This window comes from Arthrobacter sp. BK1 (assembly GCF_056680055.1).
In genome coordinates this window covers 2,781,670-2,796,995 of sequence record NZ_CM155263.1, presented here as the reverse complement: position 1 = coordinate 2,796,995, position 15,326 = coordinate 2,781,670, and the positions used below count along the sequence as shown (strand labels likewise).

General features: G+C 61.9%; 11 protein-coding genes. 5 read left to right on the top strand and 6 right to left on the bottom strand.

Going from position 1 to position 15,326, the window contains the following annotated elements:
* Positions 1–6: 6 nt before the first annotated feature.
* Positions 7–831, top strand: coding sequence for an alpha/beta fold hydrolase (locus AC1MCA_RS12675; protein WP_479803381.1), 825 nt, complete (start codon positions 7–9; stop codon positions 829–831).
* Between the two features lie 113 nt (positions 832–944).
* Here the strand turns inward: AC1MCA_RS12675 and AC1MCA_RS12670 are convergent, their stop codons facing one another.
* The 5 genes from AC1MCA_RS12670 to AC1MCA_RS12650 all read right to left on the bottom strand — a co-directional run bounded on the left by AC1MCA_RS12670 (position 945) and on the right by AC1MCA_RS12650 (position 6,200).
* The gene (locus AC1MCA_RS12670) at positions 945–1,856 is read right to left on the bottom strand and encodes an NAD(P)-dependent oxidoreductase (protein ID WP_479797771.1); all 912 of its coding nucleotides are present in this window, start codon (positions 1,854–1,856) and stop codon (positions 945–947) included.
* A gap of 125 nt (positions 1,857–1,981) precedes the next feature.
* A complete protein-coding gene (locus AC1MCA_RS12665; protein WP_479797768.1) occupies positions 1,982–3,259 on the bottom strand; it encodes a TRAP transporter large permease in 1,278 nt (425 codons plus the stop codon).
* A complete protein-coding gene (locus tag AC1MCA_RS12660; protein WP_479797766.1) occupies positions 3,256–3,852 on the bottom strand; it encodes a TRAP transporter small permease in 597 nt (198 codons plus the stop codon). The genes AC1MCA_RS12665 and AC1MCA_RS12660 overlap by 4 nt, the downstream gene beginning before the upstream one ends.
* A gap of 13 nt (positions 3,853–3,865) precedes the next feature.
* Positions 3,866–4,894: a DctP family TRAP transporter solute-binding subunit gene (locus AC1MCA_RS12655; RefSeq protein ID WP_479797764.1), complete on the bottom strand. Its 1,029-nt coding sequence runs from the start codon at positions 4,892–4,894 to the stop codon at positions 3,866–3,868.
* Positions 4,895–5,171: 277 nt separating this feature from the next.
* Positions 5,172–6,200, bottom strand: a complete 1,029-nt coding sequence (locus tag AC1MCA_RS12650) for a LacI family DNA-binding transcriptional regulator (protein ID WP_479797762.1) — start codon at positions 6,198–6,200, stop codon at positions 5,172–5,174.
* A gap of 261 nt (positions 6,201–6,461) precedes the next feature.
* On the opposite strand from AC1MCA_RS12650, the gene AC1MCA_RS12645 reads away from it, so the two are divergent.
* The 3 genes from AC1MCA_RS12645 to AC1MCA_RS12635 all read left to right on the top strand — a co-directional run bounded on the left by AC1MCA_RS12645 (position 6,462) and on the right by AC1MCA_RS12635 (position 8,861).
* Positions 6,462–7,814 carry an NAD(P)H-dependent oxidoreductase gene (locus AC1MCA_RS12645; RefSeq protein WP_479797760.1) on the top strand — a complete coding sequence of 451 codons (1,353 nt, stop codon included), beginning with the start codon at positions 6,462–6,464 and terminating at the stop codon, positions 7,812–7,814.
* A 199-nt stretch (positions 7,815–8,013) separates the two neighbouring features.
* Complete coding sequence (locus AC1MCA_RS12640; RefSeq protein WP_079598191.1) at positions 8,014–8,325, top strand: putative quinol monooxygenase; 312 nt, start codon at positions 8,014–8,016, stop codon at positions 8,323–8,325.
* Positions 8,325–8,861, top strand: a complete 537-nt coding sequence (locus tag AC1MCA_RS12635; RefSeq protein WP_479797756.1) for a gluconokinase — start codon at positions 8,325–8,327, stop codon at positions 8,859–8,861. Before AC1MCA_RS12640 ends, AC1MCA_RS12635 begins: the two co-directional genes overlap by 1 nt.
* Before the next feature lie 215 nt (positions 8,862–9,076).
* Here the strand turns inward: AC1MCA_RS12635 and metH are convergent, their stop codons facing one another.
* Entirely contained in the window at positions 9,077–12,727 is a 3,651-nt protein-coding gene (gene metH, locus AC1MCA_RS12630) for a methionine synthase (protein ID WP_479797752.1), read from the bottom strand.
* Between the two features lie 745 nt (positions 12,728–13,472).
* Between metH and AC1MCA_RS12625 the strand changes: the two genes are divergently transcribed.
* Complete coding sequence (locus tag AC1MCA_RS12625; protein ID WP_479797751.1) at positions 13,473–14,102, top strand: hypothetical protein; 630 nt, start codon at positions 13,473–13,475, stop codon at positions 14,100–14,102.
* Positions 14,103–15,326 lie beyond the last annotated feature (1,224 nt).

Below are 15,326 nucleotides of genomic sequence, written 5' to 3'. Positions count from 1 at the left end.
GAGAACGTGATCGAAGCAGTTGCTGCGGTTATCGGCCGGAACAACGTCACCATATCCGGGCGGGATGACGGGCCTGTGATGATGTTTGCCCACGGTTTTGGCTGCGATCAGGCTATGTGGCGGAAGTTGCTGCCCTATTTCGCTGATGATTACCGGCTGGTGCTTTTCGATCATGTTGGTGCAGGACACTCCGACATCAGCGCCTATGACTGGGAGAAGTACGGGTCCCTGAATGGCTACGCTTCGGACCTGCTGGAGATTTGCGCCGCCCTTGAACTTGAGGACGTCATCCTGGTGGGCCACAGTGTCAGCACGATGATCGCCGTGATCGCCGCAGTGCAGGACCCCAACCGGTTCTCCCACCTGGTCCTGCTTGCTCCTTCACCCCGTCATACCGATGACCCGTACGACGGCTACGTGGGCGGGTTTTCGCGGGAAGACATCGAGGGCCTGCTGGCATCTCTGGACAGCGACTATTTCGCCTGGGCCGCAGCCTTGGCGCCCGTGGTTATGGGCAACCCGCAGGAGCCGGACTTAGCGGAGGACCTGCGTGCCAGCTTCTGCCGGACAAATCCCACCATCGCACGGCACTTCGCCGGGGTAACTTTTTTCTCCGATACCCGCCCTGAACTGAAAAAGTTGCGCACCAGCTGCCTGATTCTGCAGTGCTCCAACGATCGGCTTGCCCCGCCGGAAGTGGGCGCCTACCTGCACAAGAATCTGGAACACAGCACCCTTGTGCAGCTTCAGGCCACCGGGCACTGCCCCCACGTCAGCGCTCCAGGGGAAACGGCCCGGGCGATTCTTCACTACCTCGACACCCGCTCCTGACAGGCCTTCTGTTATCAATCACCCGTGCCTGATAACAGATGCTGATAGGGCCGCCGAGCTCGTTCAGCGCGTCGGCACCGGTGCTCTACTTTCGCGACCTTTCGTGAGGGTTTTCAGGTCTCAGTGAGAGCGCTGTTGCGCTGAGTAAGGGTCCCGAGGATTCCTGTGTGGTCAAGGGCGCCGTCGCCCCGCGCGACCATATCCTCGAAAAGATCCTGGATTACGGTGCTCAGTGGTAGCTCCAGGTGTGCTGCTCTGGCCGCCCCCAGCACGAAGTTGAGGTCCTTCAGCTGGTTTTGGGCGCTGCCGCCACCTGTGAAGTCGCCGTCAATCCATCGGTGGCCTTTTTGGCGCAGCACCTCGGAGTCGGCCAGGCCACCCCGAAGCAGTTCAAGCATCACCGATGGATCCAGTCCCCCGCCGCGCGCGAGAAGCATGGCTTCGGAAACTGCCGTGACCGTGCCGGCGACCACGATCTGGTTGCAGGCCTTGGCCAGTGCGCCCGAACCTCCCGGACCCATGTGCCGGATGGTGCTGCCCATGAACCCGAACGCCGGGGTGACCGAGCTAAACGTGTCCTCGTCCCCTCCCACCATGATGCTTAGGGTGCCGTTTTCGGCGCCCACGGTGCCGCCACTGACGGGGGCGTCCAGGACCCGGACGCCATGTTCGCGAAGCATTCGTTCGCCAAAGGCCGCCACTGCCCCCGGCGAGACGGTCCCGTGCACGACGAGTATCGGCCGGGCAATGCCCCGGGCTGTCCAGCCGGCTATCAGGCCCTCTTCTCCCGGAAGCAACGATTCGACGTGGCTTAGGTCCGGCAACACCGTGAGAACGATGTCAGCGGCCGCCTCAAAAGGTGAGGTCGCAACGCGGGCGCCCAGGCCCACCAAGGCTTCGGCCTTCGAAGCAGTCCGGTTCCAGACTGTCAGCTCGCCGTAGCCCTCCAGCAGCCGGCGCGCCATGGGTTCCCCCATCGGCCCTAATCCCATCAGGGCAAGCGCTGTGTGGTCATGTTCAGGCATTGGGGATCCTTTAGCGATTAGGGCGTGCAGGACCAGCAATGTAGCTGCTGACGGTTTTCCGAATGGGGGAAGCCATGGTTGTCCTGTTTCTGTGACTGTATGGGATAGCGAACTGAGGGCAGGCGTTATTGGCTGGTCAGGAGATCAGCCGGCCACAGGATGAGCTGCGGGAAGATGGCCAGCATGACGATGGCAACCACCATGACCACGTAGAGCGGCACCGCGGCCTTCACGATCTTCTCCATCGGCAGCCCGCTGACATAGGACGCCGCGAACAGGCAAACACCGACAGGCGGCGTGACCAGGCCAACGGCAAGGGCAGCAACGAGGAAGACGACGAAGTGGATGGGATCCACACCGGAAGACACGGCCGCGGGCATGAGCACCGGTGTGCAAAGCAGGATGGCAGCGACTTTGTCCATCACGGTTCCGATGATGATCAGGATCAGGCCGATCAGTAGCATGACGATGGTGGGGTCAGTGCTGACGCTCAGCAACCAGCTGCTGACCTTTGCCGGCAGCCCGTCAATGGTGAAGATGTAAGAGGCGACGCCGGCGATCATGGCGATGAGCAGGATGGTGCCGGTGGTGAGGCCGGCGTCCACGATCATCCTGGGCATCTGGTGCCACTTCATGTCCCGGTAGACGTAGATGCCGACCAGCAGACTGTAGAAGACGGCGACGGCGGCAGCCTCCGTGGGCGTGACGAGCCCGCTGAACATGCCCACCAGGATGATCACGGGGCCGCCCATGGCCGGGATTCCCTCGAGGACGATCCTCAGGCCCTTCTTGAAAGGCGTCTTTGAGACCTCGCCGTAACCATGGCGTGCCGACAGGAAGAAATTCACGAGCATCAGGACGATGATCAGGACAATGGACGGTCCAAATCCTCCCGCGAGTGCCGCGCCTACCGAGACGTTCGCGGTCGAGGCGGCGATGATCATGAGGATGCTCGGCGGTATCAGTGAGGACAGGGTGGCGGTGACCATGGTCATCGCTGCCGCATAGGGCCGCGGGTACTTGTGGTCAGTCATGGCCTTGATCTCGATCCTGCCAAGGCTGACAATGTCGGCAACCGAGGAACCGGAGATGCCGCCGAAGATCGCGCTCGATGCAATGTTCACTTGGCCAAGGCCGCCACGGAAGCGGCCGAAGATGACTTCGGCGCCCCGGAAGATGCGGTCCGAAATACCCCCTCCGGACATGAGGTTGCCGGCCAGGACGAACAAGGGGACAGCAACCAGCAGGAAGCTGTTCATGGAGCTCATCATGGACTGCGGCAACAGCTCGAGGGGGATATCGAAGATCAGCAGCGTGGCGATGACGCCAATGCCGAGTGAGATTGAGAGCGGAACCCCCAACAGCAGCAGGAGCAGGAAAATGCCCAGCAGGGTCAGGCTCATGCGATCATCTCTCCTTCGAGGATCCTCTTACGCATGTACGGGGAGAAGTAGACGGTCGTGATATGGGCGACGATGGCGAGTGCCGCGCTGATCACAAGGGGCAGGGTTACCAGGAACATCTTGAGTCCCAGGGCAGGACTGGACTCTCCGGCGGCGTACTGCTGCAGCATCAGTTCCCACGTCTTGTAGGTCAGGACACTGAAGAACACGGTCCCGCAGACGGCGTAGAGATGCATGCTGACTTGCTTAAGCCAGGCTGGTCCCCACGCCACCGCGAAGTTCACCCGCGGGTGCACGGCGGCCCGGAAGCCTGCTGCCATCCCCAGGAAGGTGGTGTCCATGAACAGAAAACGGGTCAGTTCCTCGGTCCATGGCAGCGAGGCTCCCATTTGCCGGCTGACCATCTGGGCAGCAAGGCTGAGCAGCATCGCTGTGATCCCGACGAAGAGGAGAGCATCCACGGCCTTCCAGATCAGACCATGAGGTTCCGAGACTTCGCTGACCGGAAGCACTTTGATGCTATGTTCGGCCGCCTGGTGTTCGGCCGCCGGGTGTTCGGCCCCCCGGGTTGGGGTGGTTCCGTCATCATGCACTGAACCGGTCACCTTATCGTCCGAGGAATTCAAGGCTTGACTGGACGAATTCCTTGCCCACCTTGCCCTCAAGCTCGGGGTAGACCTTCTGCGCTGCCGCCTGGAACTTCTCCCTGGCTTCGGGCGTCAGCTCGTTGACCTTCACGCCTTCGCCCTTCAGCTTGTCGAGGGTTTTGGTGGCTTCGTCGTTGTCGTACTTTGTCTTGAAGTCAGCGGTCTCGTCTGCGGCTTCCTGCAAGACCTTCCGGGTGTCCTCATCGAAGGAGTCCCACTTCTTCTTGCTGAACCCGAGGACAAGGCCGTCGGAGATGTGGCCCGTCAGGGAGAGGTAGTCCTGGACTTCGAAGAACTTGTTGTTGACCGGAACTTCCAGAGGGTTTTCCTGGCCGTCGATAGTGCCGAGCTGCAGGGCGGTGTAAACCTCTTTGAAGTCCATCGGCGTCGGGTTGGCGCCCAGTGAGCCAAAGAACTTAACCCAGAGGTCATTCTGCGGTACGCGGAGCTTCAGGTCTTTGAAGTCCTCGGGCTGGGTGATGGGACGCACCGAGTTGGTGGTGTGCCGCGGAGTACGGGTCAGCATGGACACACCCTTGATGCCCAGCTTGTCCAGTGAGCCCAGCAGTTCTTTGCCCGGCTCGCCTTCAAAGTACTTCGTAACCTCCTCCGAGTCCTTGAAGAGGTAGGGAAGGCTGACGGCATTCATCTTCGGCTCGAAGGACGCGTACACCGAGGTGGACATGATGGTCGAGTCCAGCGTGCCGTTTCCAAGCAGGTTGACGGCGGCGTTCTGGTCTCCGCCGAAGAGGGTGCCGTCGGGGAACGTCTCGACCTTGACCTTGCCGTCGCTCAGCTCGGCAACCTTGTCGGCGAAGTGCTTTGCGCTGACGCCCATGGAAGAGGTTGCGGGGTCGCCGAGGCCGAGGCGGACGGTGGTGCTGGGCGCGCCGGCGCCGGGGGCCGCGCCCCCGCCGCAACCGGTGAGGGCAGTAGTAACGGTGAGTGCAACGGCCACAGCTGCGGCGGCCAGGATGCGCTTTGGCATCTGATTCTCCTTTGAATACTTGCTGAATCCTGGCCTATACGGACAGGGGTACTAATGCTTTGACGGCGGTGGTTATAGCGTCCTGGGCTGTGCGGATACGTTCGAGAAAGGCTGCTCTTGCTGCTTTCTCATCCCGCTTGCCCAGTGCCTTTCAGACGCGGCGGTGCTCGCGCAGGCTGTCTTCCCGCTGTGAATCATCCCGAAGTGGAACCGGTACACTTTTTTACCACAGGCGGGGCGCGGCTGTAAACCGTTAGGAGCGGATGACAGCTTGGAATTACTTCGAGAACTGCAGCCGTGCGACGCTGGACCGCTCGACCAGTTCGGCGGCTACGCGTATCACCGTAGGTTTTCCCGACGTCTTGCCCTGGGTATTGGACAAAGCGAGCTGCACGGAATGCCGGGCGAGCAGATCTATGGGCTGTCTGATGATTGTCAGGGCCGGGGTCATGAGTTCTGTCCAGGGTGAATCTTCAAAGACGATGACGGACAGCGTCCCGGGGATGTCGATTCCGGCATGGGAGAGGCGCCGCAAAACTTCCGTCACCTGGGCGGTATTTGCCACCACCAAAGCGGTGGGCGGCTCCTCGATGCCGAGCAGCGCCGACGCGGCATCTCCTCCCGCAGGCCCGCGGAACGCGGCGTGCCGGATGAGGAGCTCATCCGGCTCCAGGCCGGCTGTTTCCAGGGCTTGCCGATAGCCGGCAATCCGGTCCCTTCCGGTAGTGGACGAAGCCGGCCCCGAGATGATCCCGATGCGGCGGTGGCCGTGCGCCGCAAGCAGCGCCGTAGCAGACCGGGCAGACTCAAAGTTGTCGATGCTCACAACGTCAACTTCGGGGAGCGACGGTATTGATCGGTCGACAAAGACCACCTCAGTCCCCAGATCCTGAAGCTGCTTCCAAATCGCCAGGTTGTTGCCGGTCGGCGTCGCGATAATACCGCTGACCCTGCGTTCGATCAGTGTCGCCAGACGCTCTGACTCCAGGTGGTCATCCTCCTGCGTGGTCATCAGCAGCACCTGGATGCCGCGCGCGTGCGCCTCCTGCACCACCTGGTCGGCGAGTCGGGCGAAAAAGGGATTGGAGACATCGGCGAGCAGCAGCCCCAACGTAGTAGGCGGGCCAAACTTAAGCTCCCTGGCCGCCGTGCGGGGGTGGTAACCGAGATTCTTCATCACCTCGGTCACTCTGCCGCGGGTAGCTGCGGCGACCGGACCCGACCCCGGGTTCAGCACGCGGGAGACGACTGCAACGGACACCCCGGCCGCCTGGGCAACATCGCGGATGGTCGGTTGTTTCTGCACGCCTACTCCTTTGTCTGGCACTTCCTGGACATCTGGGAACTTTTTTCAGCTTAGGGCTTGACCTTGGGCCTACCCCTGTGACATAAAAGTGTACCGGTTCCACTTATTTTACCTTAGTTCGATTCCGCTTGTTCTGCAGCCTCACTACCAAGGGCGGAGCGAGCCGCAAGGTGAAAAAGTAAGAGCCCCAAAAGCTGCGGCTGATCCCACACCAGCCCGCATCCCTTCCGGAACAGCGCCGTATCCCTTGAAAGGCAACCCATGAATCTGCACCATCTCCTGACCCAGCGCGAGTCCGACGGAAAGCCCATCCGGGTCGGCCTGATCGGCGCCGGACGCTACGGGACAATGTACCTGGCCCAGGCAAACAACATTCCGGGCATCCACGTCGTCGCCATCGCGGACATCAACGTCAAGCGCGCTGAAGGTGCTTTCGAACTCGTTGGATGGCCCAAAGACCAGATCGCCCCCGACATAGCAACCGCTCTGAGGGACCGTTCAACCGCGATCGTGGCCAACGCTGATGAGCTTTTCGACGTCGACATCGACATCATCGTGGAAGCGACCGGCAACCCCATCGTTGGTGTCAAGCACGCGCTGCGCGCCATCGAAACGAAAAAGCACGTCATCATGGTCACGGTTGAAGCCGACGCCTTGGCAGGGCCCGCTCTTGCCAAGCGGGCAGAAGCAGCCGGCGTTGTCTACTCAATGGCATACGGAGACCAGCCGGCACTCATCATGGAACTTGTCGACTGGGCCCGCACCAGCGGATTCGACGTCGTCTGCGCCGGCAAGGGCGCCAAATTCCTCGAGCACTACCACGAGATGAACCCCGACAACGTCTGGGAAAACTGGGAATTCTCCAAGGAACTCACCGACTCCGGGCAGCTGAACCCCAACATGCACACCTCCTTCCGCGACGGCACCAAGGCCGCCATCGAAATGGCCGCCGTCGCCAACGGGGCAGGACTGGTACCCTCTGACGCCGGGCTGACGTTCACGCCGGGAGACGTCGAGGAAATCGCCTCAATCTGCCGCCCCGCCGACGTCGGAGGAGCCCTCGCACACGAAGGGACCGTCGACGTCATGTCCAGTGTCAAGCGCGACGGCACCTGGATACCCCACAACACCCAGGAAGGCGTATTTGTCGTCGTGAAGGCAACGAACGCCTACGTCTCCGGCTGCTTCAACGAATACCCCTGGCACCCGGACCCCACCGGCCAGTACGCCGCCCTGTACCGCCCCTACCACTACGTCGGCCTGGAACTGAACGTATCCATCGCCAACGCCGTCCTCCGCGGAATCCCCACGGGTTCACCCATCGGGTTCTTCGGCGACGTTGTCGCCACCGCCAAGAAAGACCTCAAAGCCGGTGAATTCCTTGATGGCGAAGGCGGATACACCGTGTGGGGCCAACTCGTCTCCGCGAAGCACTCTGTCACTACCGGCGCTCTGCCGGTAGCGCTGGCCCACCACGTGGAACTTCGCAATGACGTCGCCAAGGGCGGGATCGTCCGCTGGGAAGACGTCATCATGGACGACTCGCTCGCCCAGGCCCTCGAACTGCGCCGCGAAACCGAAGCCCTTGCCTTTGAAGCGGTTCCGGCACAATGATCGACCGGCGCTCATTCCTCTGGGCTGCCGGAGCCACTGACAGCCCGGCCACTGGAAACCTCGCCGCTCTCAGCTAAGCCCAAGGGAAACCCTGCGGATGTTCGCGCGGACCGACGGACTATGACCGCCGGTCCGCGCCGCGTCCCCCAAGGACCCTCCCACGCCCTCACGGCACCCGCAACACTAGGAGAACCTCACGATGACCATCGTCGTCACTGCAGCTTTTAGCCCCAAGGAAGGCGCCTTCGACCAGGTCGTCGCCGCCCTCTCCCCCGCAATCAGCGAAGTGCACCAGGAACCCGGCTGCCTGCTCTACGCGATCCATGAAGCCCCCAACAACCAGATCCTCATGATTGAGAAATGGGAATCAGCTGCGCTGCTGGACGCCCATGGCGAAGGTGAACCGGTCAAACGCCTGAACGCCTCCCTCGAAGGCCTGCTGGAAAAGCCTGTCGTAGTGACCCGGATGGTTCCGATTCCCGCAGGAACAGCACAACAGGGAGCGCTGTAGTGCATAGCCCTCTTGTCATCATGGGCGTGTCGGGCTCGGGAAAGACTACGGTCGGCGCGGCCCTGGCTGCCCGGCTCGGAGCAACCTTCAAGGACGCTGACGACCTGCACCCCTTGCCGAACGTAGAAAAAATGACAACTGGAGTACCGCTCACCGATGAAGACAGATGGCCCTGGCTTCGCCTGGTCGGCGCAGAACTCGCCGCCGAACACCCCCACGGGATCGTGCTTGCCTGTTCGGCCCTCAAACGCGCCTACCGTGACGCTATCCGCGCAGCCGCTCCTTCCGCCAGGTTCGTCCTCTTAAAGGTCGACCCTTCGGTACTGAAGGAGCGATTGGTCCAGCGCCCAGGACACTTCATGCCTGTATCCCTTCTCACCTCACAGCTGGAGACGCTCGAGGCCCTGGAAACGGCCGAAGCCGGAATGACCGTGACATCCGAAGGCGGCATTGAAGCACTCACCGATCAGATTCTCGCAAATCTGCGCCAAGGACATCTCGCAGTACCGGCCGGTACCTATCAGAACGACAGATGAGTTTCTCATCCGACGCCCTCGGGCGCCTTGGTACGTCAACTCAAGTACGCCCAAACCTGACGTCAGGAAGCCCCACAAACACTGTCAGGATAGGGTCCGAATCGTGTTCCCTAAAGCTTTCTGATGGACAGCTCAGATTCCCACCGGACACGTGGCAGCATTGCGTCCGCCCAGGCGTTTAGGCTTCCAAGGCGTTGGCCGAGTCAGACCGCGGCTCACACTTTGAAGTACTTCGCCTCCGGGTGGTGGAACACGAACGCGTCGGTGGACTGTTCGGGGTGCAGCATCAGCTCGTCGCTGAGGATCACGCCCATCCGTTCGGGCTTCAGCAGCTCCGTCACCTTGCGGCGGTCCTCCATGTCGGGGCACGCGGGGTACCCGAGAGAGAACCGCGCACCGCGGTACTCGAGCTTGAAGAGGCCGGCCTTGTCCTTCGGTTCCTCGGCGGCGAAGCCCAGCTCGGAGCGGATGCGCGCGTGCCAGAACTCCGCCAGCGCCTCGGTGAGCTGCATGACCAGGCCGTTGAGCTCGTAGTAGTCGCGGTAGTGGTCGCCGGCGAAGAGCTTGGCAGTCACCTCATCCACATTGCCGCCGGCGGTGACCAGCTGCACCGGCAGGACGTCAATCTGCCCCGATTCGCGCGGGCGGACGAAGTCTGCGAGGCACAGGTGCCGGTCGCGGCGCTGGCGCGGGAAGTCGAAACGCAGCCGCTCGGTGCCGATCGGACCCTCTGAACCACCGTCAGGGGCGAGGAGGCCCGCGGTGCCCAGGACGCCGTCGGGATCCGTGCCGTGGTGCAGCACCACCACCTGCTCCCCCTCGGAGACCACCGGGAAGTAGCCGTACGCCACGGAGGCGTCGAGCATGCCCTCGCCGAGGATGCGGTCCATCCAGTACCGCAGGCGCGGCCTGCCCTCGCGTTCCACCAGCTCCTCATACGAGGCGCCGTCCTCGCCGCGGCCGGGCTTGAGCCCCCACTGCCCCATGAAGGTGGCGCGCTCGTCGAGGAACGCCGCGAAGTCGTGCAGTGCCACGCCGCGGACGATGCGCGTGCCCCAGAACGGCGGCGATGGCACCACATTGTCAGTGACGACGTCGGACCGTCCGGGCATTGCCTCGGGTTCGGTCAGGGTGAGTGATGAGCCCTTGCGGTGGATCCGCTTCTTCAGCGCGGGCAGGCCGACTTCGGTGGGCTCTGCGCCGCGGGCCACCTTCACCAGCGGCTCCATGAGCGAGAGGCCTTCAAAGGCGTCCTTGGCGTAGCGCACCTCGCCGTCGAACTGCCCGGCGAGGTCGCTTTCGACGTAGGCGCGGGTCAGGGCTGCGCCGCCGAGGATGATCGGCCACCTCTTCGCCAGGCCACGGGACTGCAGCTCCGCGAGGTTTTCCTTCATCACCACGGTGGACTTCACGAGCAGGCCGGACATGCCGATCACGTCCGCGTTGTGCTTCTCGGCCGCGGCGATGATGTCGGCGATCGGCTGCTTGATGCCGAGGTTGATCACCTTGTAGCCGTTGTTGGTGAGGATGATGTCCACCAGGTTCTTGCCGATGTCGTGCACATCGCCGCGCACGGTGGCGATCACCATGGTGCCCTTGCCCGAGGAATCGGATTTCTCCATGTGCGGCTCGAGCAGCGCCACGGCGGTCTTCATGACCTCGGCGGATTGCAGCACGAACGGCAGCTGCATCTCGCCGGCGCCGAAGCGTTCGCCCACCACCTTCATGCCCTCGAGCAGCTGGTCGTTGATGATGGACAGCGGTGTCATGCCTTCGCTGCGTGCGAGGTCGAGGTCCTCTTCAAGGCCCTTGCCTTCGCCGTCGATGATGCGGCGCGCCAGGCGTTCGCCGGTGGGCAGCGCCGCAAGTTCCGCCGCGCGCTGGTCCTTGAGCGCTGCGGTGTCGACGCCGGCGAAGAGGTCCAGCATGACGTTCAGGGGGTCGTACGTGATGTTGCCGTCGGCGTCGTATTCGCGGCGGTCCCAGACGAGGTCCAGGGCAACCTTGCGCTGCTCCTCCGGCAGTGTAGCGAGAGGCACAATCTTGGCGGCGTCGATGATGCCGCTGGACAGGCCGGCCTCCACCGCCTCGTGCAGGAACACCGAGTTCAGGACCATGCGCGCTGCCGGGTTCAGGCCGAAGGACACGTTCGAGACGCCGAGCGTGGTGTGGATGCCGGGGTACTTGGCGTTGATCTGGCGGATGGCCTCGATGGTTTCGATGCCGTCCCGGCGGGTTTCTTCCTGGCCGGTGGCGATGGGGAAGGTCAGGGCGTCAACGATGATGTCCTCGACCCGCATGCCCCATTGGCCCACCAGGTCGTCGATGAGGCGGGAGGCGATGGCTACCTTGCCTTCGGTGGTGCGTGCCTGGCCGTGTTCGTCGATGGTCAGGGCGATCACGGCGGTGCCGTGCTCCTTCACGAGCGGCATGATGCGCCCAAAGCGGCTCTCCGGACCGTCGCCGTCCTCGTAGTTGACGGAGTTGATCACCGGGCGTCCGCCGATGTGTTCGAGCCCGGCCTGCAGGACCTGCGGCTCGGTGGAGTCGATGACGAGCGGGAGCGTGGAGGCCGACGCGAAACGCGAGACAATCTCCTTCATGTCCGCGACGCCGTCGCGTCCCACGTAGTCAATGCAAACATCGAGCAGGTGTGCACCGACGCGGATCTGCCCGCGGGCGATATCCACGCAGTCGTCCCAGCGCTCTTCGAGCATGGCCAGACGGAACGCCTTCGAGCCGTTCGCGTTGGTGCGCTCGCCGATGGCGAGGTAGGACAGCTCCTGGTCGAAGTTCACGTGCTGGTAGAGGGAAGCGACGCCGGATTCCCGCTCGGTGGGAACGCGGGAGCCGTCAGCGCCCCTCCCGCCGATGGCGACGGCGTCGGCAGTGCGGAAGGGCGCAAGACGTTCGACGACGGCGGCCATGTGTTCCGGCGTCGTACCGCAGCAGCCGCCCACTAGGCCCAGGCCGAATTCGCGCACGAACTGTTCGTGGGCGGTGGCGAGTTCGGTGGGTGAGAGCGGGTAGTGCGCGCCATTGGCGCCGAGCACCGGCAGGCCGGCGTTGGGCATGCAGGCGATGGCCACGGAGGACTGCTTGGAGAGGTGGCGCAGGTGCTCGCTCATCTCGTCCGGCCCGGTGGCACAGTTCAGGCCGATGGCATCGACGCCGAGCGGCTCGAGTGCGGTGAGCGCCGCGCCGATCTCGGATCCCATGAGCATGGTTCCGGTGGTTTCGACGGTCACCTCGACGAAGATCGGGAGCCGGACGCCGCGGGACACGATGGCCTGCTTGCAGCCGTTGACCGCGGCTTTGGTCTGCAGGAGGTCCTGGCTGGTTTCGATGAGGAAGGCGTCCGCTCCCCCGTCGATGAGGCCCTCGGCCTGCAGGGCGAAGGTCTGCTTGAGGTAGTCGTAGGTGGTGTGCCCGAGGCTGGGGAGCTTGGTGCCCGGCCCCATCGAGCCCAGGACCCACCGCATGCGTCCGTCTGTTTTTTCTGCCGCTTCGGCGCGTTCACGGGCGATCTCCGCGCCCTTCCGGGCGAGCTCCTCGATGCGGTCGTCGATGCCGTAGTCCGAAAGGTTGGACCAGTTCGCACCGAAGGTGTTGGTTTCGACAGCGTCGATTCCCACCGCGAAGTACGCGTCATGGATGTCCGCGAGTACATCCGGCCGCGTGACGTTGAGGATCTCGTTGCAGCCTTCCAAGCCCAGGAAGTCGCCCTCGAGCGAGAGTTCCCGGCCCTGCAGCATGGTGCCCATCGCGCCATCGGCAATGACGACCCGCTGGTTCACCGCGTCCAGCAGCTCCTGGGCGCGGACGGGACGGGGCACGGACTCAATATCAAGCGCAAAACGAGGCATCTAAACAGGTTACGGCCGGGGGCGGCAACGTTGCGCTGTGTGTCCATGTACTACGGCGGCGGGCGGGCTTCCGAGAATCCTCCTTAGCGGGTTTCCTCGGCTCACGGAATCGGGATTACGATCCCAGCACTCTTCCCGTAAGCGCCAGTTCTTGCCGTCCTTGGGCTTTTAAGGTCCCGATCACTTGCATCCGACCCGAGCGCTCCATGAGCCAGCCCGCGAGAACTCCAGCAGAAGAATTGTCCCCCAGCCAGCATCTTTAGACCCCTGTGCTGCTCCGGCACTCTCAGCGCGAAGATCCCCACCGCGAAAATTGTCATGTTTACGAATGCCCCCAGCGCTTCAATAGGGTCCTTCTCCGTCCTGGTCTTGTGCGGTCCAAGAACTCTTGAGTCGAGCAGTGACCTCGGATGATAGTTTCCTGCCTCAGAGCGGCGGCCGTGCGACGTCTAGCAGGATCCAAGCTGTCATCAGTCTGCTCTCGGAGAGATTTCGCCAGATTGAATGATTGATCAGCCAGAGCATAAGACCGTGATCGAGCACTGAAGAAACTCGTCACGCTGATTAAAAGACCGATCCCCGCCGCTCCCCCATCCCGCAAGCAGCCCCGGGGCGCAACGCTCGCGCGTCCATGTTTTAACTCCGTTTGTGAAGGCCTTCGGACGGGTCGCCAAAGCGTAGGCAAGCGCAGACGCAAGACCCCAAGGGTAGGCCGGAATAAGCCAGCGTTGTGTAGGTTCATTCAGTGGACCAACAGACTATTTCCCAGATCGTGACCGGTACCGTTGCAGTCGTGGCGGGCCTTGGTGGCGCCTCTTTAACGTCATTCATCAATCGTAAGAACACCAAGGACACCCTCAATGCGGCCCGTCTTACAAATGAGGAACAGTGGGAAAGGACGCAAGAGCGCGAGCACAGTGCCTGGGTCCGTGGACAAAAGCAGGAGGCATACGTCGAGTTCCTAACTACTGTTGACGCGGTATTCCAGCCGCCACTCCCTGACGCGCCTCGAGATTTTTGGACGTCAGAATTGCACGTCAGGAGCACGTTCAACAGGCTGAAACTTGTAGGTTCGATAGACGCAATCAACAGGGCCCAGCAGATCAAACTCTGCGCTACACAGGCAATAACTCATAATGACAACAGGCAACTGCTTCACGAGTTCCCGAACGCTAAACACCTCGAGGCCTTAAATGAAGCGGCCAACAAGAACATAATCCAGTACTCGGGCTTGGTGGAAGACTTTATTGACGCCGCACGGATTGAACTTGGGACTGAGATTTCGCCGGTTCCTGAACCCGCACCGCGCCTTGACTTCCACCCGCGCATGCCATATCCGGATGGTTTGAACTGCTCCCCGTCGTCGAACCTCTAGGAGGTCGGCAGCATCACCCTCTCGGGGGATCAGGTCCACAGCCTTCGTCTTGATCGATCGAAGGGCAGCCCTCACAGATTGAATGTCTTACTGCTTATTCGGTAGCGCTTTCAAGTTCGCGCAGCTCACGAGAAATCAACTGGGCGAGTCTCTTGATGCTGCTTCTGCTAATGACTTTCTGACTTTCTGACTCTGCGCGACTAAGTAGTCCACGAACCAAGGTGCGATCCCCACAATTTAGCTCTTGACTTGCCCACCGAATAAGGGTCTCAGCCCTGTGCCAGTGGCGCTCATCTGATTCGTCAAGGTTGACGGTCAGTGCACCCTCAAACGCTTGCCTTGCTTCATCAAACCGGCCCATTCGCATTAAAACGAGGCCGTGTCCTCGTAGTGCAAAAACTCTTTCCAGTCCCGAGTGCGCCCTACCCACGCCCTCCCGGAGTAGCGATTCAGCTTCTCGGAGATGACCGGCGCTTGAGAGTCCCGCGGCCACTGTTCGAAGCTGGTTCGTGGTCAGGCCGCCCCTGACGAGTTTTGATAGCTGCACTGCTTCGGAACACAATATTTCTCGCCGGCCATTTGAAACGGTATAGAGCGCAGCGGGAACTGTCCGTCGGCTCTCGATGTAAGAATCAGTGTCCTTATTCAACTCGTATGTAACTTTATTAAGTTCATCTACGACGGCATTGAGTCTTAGTTGCGTCTGCCTTCGGCTCTCAAGATTTTTGCTCCACACACTGTATATAGAGACCAAGAGTGCGATAACGCTAACTACAAATGGCGCCGCGTCCCCCATGATAGATACTCTCCTACGTTGATGAGCCGGAGCGGCGGACAGGTGCGCCTAGGTACCAGCATGAGTAAGCAGGATATATGGCTCATGCCCATTGCCAGCGCTGCATCGAGCTCGTGGATTCTGTAGTGGCTAACCTACCCTGCCGGGTAAACATGATCCACTGGAGATGTCGGCATCGCACTTTCTTGACTCGGATCCTTCCTCCAGCGGTTCCCCTCACAGAACAACCCCACCGAGACTTCAGCTGGCCAGGTCATCCCGCCCGTCATGCCCTTCCAGCAGGCAGGCTAAACCAAGTCTTGAGATGTGGACCTAGTCGCTGTTGTGCAGCTGTCTTTGAGACGGCCGTCGCCCGGTAGTTTTCTTCCCACGATGCGTACATCTCACCCGCGTTGTGTTCGGTTTCACGTCGGGCGGTTTCTGCTTCG

What these genes read in the sequence shown, in the direction of transcription:
- metH (WP_479797752.1), bottom strand. Translation starts at nt 12,727, where the DNA reads ATGCCTCGTTTTGCGCTTGATATTGAGTCCGTGCCCCGTCCCGTCCGC.
- AC1MCA_RS12670 (WP_479797771.1), bottom strand. Translation starts at nt 1,856, where the DNA reads ATGCCTGAACATGACCACACAGCGCTTGCCCTGATGGGATTAGGGCCG.
- AC1MCA_RS12665 (WP_479797768.1), bottom strand. Translation starts at nt 3,259, where the DNA reads ATGAGCCTGACCCTGCTGGGCATTTTCCTGCTCCTGCTGCTGTTGGGG.
- AC1MCA_RS12655 (WP_479797764.1), bottom strand. Translation starts at nt 4,894, where the DNA reads ATGCCAAAGCGCATCCTGGCCGCCGCAGCTGTGGCCGTTGCACTCACC.
- AC1MCA_RS12645 (WP_479797760.1), top strand. Translation starts at nt 6,462, where the DNA reads ATGAATCTGCACCATCTCCTGACCCAGCGCGAGTCCGACGGAAAGCCC.
- AC1MCA_RS12640 (WP_079598191.1), top strand. Translation starts at nt 8,014, where the DNA reads ATGACCATCGTCGTCACTGCAGCTTTTAGCCCCAAGGAAGGCGCCTTC.